The 1,500-nt window shown below is 34.3% G+C and carries 2 protein-coding genes; one reads left to right on the top strand and one right to left on the bottom strand.

Annotation, left to right across the window (positions count from 1 at the left end):
* The first annotated feature begins 152 nt into the window (after positions 1 to 152).
* Complete coding sequence (locus AAV96_RS00095) at positions 153 to 698, top strand: glycine zipper domain-containing protein (RefSeq protein ID WP_046737832.1); 546 nt, start codon at positions 153 to 155, stop codon at positions 696 to 698.
* Positions 699 to 864: 166 nt separating this feature from the next.
* On the opposite strand, the gene AAV96_RS00090 is transcribed toward AAV96_RS00095, so the two are convergent.
* Entirely contained in the window at positions 865 to 1,332 is a 468-nt protein-coding gene (locus tag AAV96_RS00090) for a hypothetical protein (RefSeq protein WP_046737831.1), read from the bottom strand.
* Between the last annotated feature and the right edge of the window lie 168 nt (positions 1,333 to 1,500).

Genomic DNA, 1,500 nt, shown 5'->3' with positions numbered 1-1,500 from the left:
TAATCTTTAACTTAAAAAATAATTTCATTACTTTTTTTAACATAAAACTTGAGTAATGTTTAAGTCATAGTAGCTTTAGATATTTTAATCTTTATAAAAAGGTTGAATATTTATAAGTAAATAAATAATTGTTTGTTTTGAGGAGAAGTTTGATGATAAATAAAGACGAATTTGATCGTGAGCGTATTAAAAACTCATCGAAGGAAGTCAAAAAAGAGTTGAATGCAGATCCACTGAGTGGTGAACCTGGTGCTCATCCAGTTGGTACAGGCGTTGGTGCGGCAAGTGGTGCTGTAGCTGGGGCAACCATTGGAAGTGCGGGTGGTCCTGTGGGTACACTAGTGGGCGGTGCTGTAGGGGCTGTTGTTGGCGGATTGGCTGGTAGTGCAGTTGGAGAAGCAATTGATCCTACTGTTGAAGATGCGTACTGGCGTGAAAATTATCTTCAACAGCCTTATTATAATGAAGCAAAAGCTAAATATCCGGACTTAAATTTTGATCGAGATTATCAAGGTGCTTATCGTCTTGGTTATGAAAAACAATATGGCTATGATCCTGATGTGGCTTTTGATGAAGTCGAACCAGAGCTAAGATTATATTGGGATCAAGAAGGTAAAGCTGACTCTCGTTTATCTTGGGATGAAGCAAAAGAGGCTTCGCGTGATGCGTGGAATCGCAGAAAAAATCTGAACAAATAGTAATATTTAACTTAACTCTCTGCCCCTGTTCTACGCGAACAGGGCTTTTTTATGTCAATTTAAACTTGCGCATATAAAAGAAAACCGCCCTTATAGGCGGCGGCTGAATAACTTCAGCAAATAATAGAAGTGTGAACGGTCAAGAACTCACTTCTATTTTCAAAACCTAGGGGCTTTTATTAGACGATTCTATAAATTCATCAGATTTAAAATAAGAATCAATTTGTTCTCCACTTTTAGAATATTCTGGTTGAATATGAAGGACTTTAACGGTCTCTTTAGATTGATTATATTTAAATTCTGGAGGGATTTCTTTACGAATAGGTGGAAGCTTTTTCTTACCATCCGTGGTAACTCTTTGTATAAAACCTGCTAACCATAGAATGAATTCACCTTCATTTTTTATTGTCGGGATAAGGCTAATATCTAGCTGAATTTTACATTCAACATTAGGCTTATTGAGACATTCTTCAAAATCAATAAAGTTATAAAGTAATTTTAATTTTGAACCTTTTATCTCTTTACGTATCTCGATCATTAGCTTGTTTAAATTTTCTAATGGATCATGATTAAAGTCTTTAATTTCCTTTACTTGGCTATAAACATTCTCAGCTATACGTAAATATTGTGCCATATCTTACTCTCCCTAACTGCACCCATTTAGGTATTATGAAGAGTTTTAAGTTTTTTATTGTGAATGTTAAATGTTTTATTGTGAGTAATAGGAGGTTTTTGAAAAATATCAGAATAGATTTATTAATGGAAAAATTTTTGTAGGTTAATTAAGCCTGATATCAGGCTT

It is taken from the genome of Acinetobacter sp. AG1 (genome assembly GCF_001005525.1).
GTDB classification, from domain to species: domain Bacteria; phylum Pseudomonadota; class Gammaproteobacteria; order Pseudomonadales; family Moraxellaceae; genus Acinetobacter; species Acinetobacter modestus.
Note: the sequence above shows the minus strand (reverse complement) of the source record. Positions and strands in the feature narration are given on the sequence as shown.

What these genes read in the sequence shown, in the direction of transcription:
- AAV96_RS00095 (WP_046737832.1), top strand. Translation starts at nt 153, where the DNA reads ATGATAAATAAAGACGAATTTGATCGTGAGCGTATTAAAAACTCATCG.
- AAV96_RS00090 (WP_046737831.1), bottom strand. Translation starts at nt 1,332, where the DNA reads ATGGCACAATATTTACGTATAGCTGAGAATGTTTATAGCCAAGTAAAG.